2 protein-coding genes are annotated in these 1,310 nt (G+C 64.0%); both read left to right on the plus strand.

Annotation, left to right across the window (positions count from 1 at the left end; all coding sequences use genetic code 11):
* Positions 1 to 556: c-type cytochrome (locus EN925_RS36070; protein ID WP_127388564.1), on the plus strand; the 556-nt coding region annotated here is incomplete at its 5' end.
* Positions 553 to 1,310, plus strand: a 758-nt coding sequence (locus EN925_RS36075) for a cbb3-type cytochrome c oxidase subunit I (RefSeq protein ID WP_206633134.1), incomplete at its 3' end; no start/stop codon positions are given. The genes EN925_RS36070 and EN925_RS36075, both read left to right, overlap by 4 nt.

The following is a 1,310-nucleotide window of genomic DNA, read 5'->3' on the forward strand; positions in this document are numbered from 1 at the left end:
TATCCCTGCCGGCGAGCCGGTGCGGCTGCTTTTGACCTCGACCGATGTGATCCATTCCTTCTGGATCCCAAGCTTGGCCGGCAAGCTCGACCTTATCCCGGGCCACATGAACGTCCTGGATCTCAAGGCGGACAAGCCAGGCGTCTACCGTGGTCAATGCGCTGAATTCTGCGGTGCGCAGCACGCCAACATGGGCACCTTCATCATCGCCGAGCCGCGCCCGAAATTCGATGCCTGGCTGAACGACCAGTTGCAGCCGGCCGGCGCGCCGGCGAGCGGCGAAGCCAAGGTCGGTGCGGACCTGTTCCTCAAACGCCCCTGCGTGATGTGTCACAGGATCGGGGGGACGCCGGCCGGCGGAACGGTGGCTCCCGATCTCACCCACATAGCCAGCCGGCAGACGCTCGCTGCCGGGACCTTGACGATGAGCCGCGGCAATCTCGCCGCCTGGATAGCCGACCCGCAAGGCATCAAGCCCGGCTCCCACATGCCGGTGGTGGAGCTCAGCGGCGATGAGCTCAATGCCGTGGTCGCCTATCTCGAGGGTCTGAAATGAGCAGCGCGGATCTCACAAGCCAACGCGACCTGCCGCCGGAGCGCAAGGTATCTGCAAAAGGCGACATCGCGCCCGAGCATGACGGACCGCGCGACACCGGCATGGATGATGCCGGCCTGCATCGCTGGCTCGAGCGCACCTGGCGGACGCCATCCGGCATCGTCGGAGCCTTGTCGAGCGTCGATCACAAGGTGATCGCACGACGCTATTTGATCACCGCTTTCGTGTTCCTTGGTCTTGGCGGCCTCAACGCTGTCGTCATGCGCATCCAGCTTTCTGGACCGCAACGCGGGCTGATCGGGCCCGACCTCTACAATCAGCTGTTCACCATGCATGGCGTTACGATGATGTTTCTGTTCGCCGTGCCCATCGTGCAGGCGACCGGGATCTACCTGGTGCCGCTGATGGTCGGCACCCGCAACATCGCGTTTCCGCGCCTGAACGCGTTCAGCTACTGGGTCTACGTCTCGGGCGGCGTTTTCGCCTGGGTGTCCTTCGCCCTCAACATGGCCCCTGATGTGGGCTGGTTCGCCTACGTACCGCTGTCCGGCCCCGAATTCGCACCGGGCAAGCGGGCTGACGTCTGGGCGCAGATGATCACCTATACCGAAGTGTCGTCACTGGCCGTCGCGGTGGCGACCATCGTCACGGTCTTCAAGCAGCGAGCCCCCGGCATGTCGCTGGACAAGATCCCGCTCTATGTCTGGGCGATGCTGGTCACTTCCTTCGTCGTCGTCTTCGCGATGCCGGCGGT

The organism is Mesorhizobium sp. M7A.F.Ca.US.006.04.2.1 (assembly GCF_004022915.1).
GTDB lineage: Bacteria > Pseudomonadota > Alphaproteobacteria > Rhizobiales > Rhizobiaceae > Mesorhizobium > Mesorhizobium ciceri.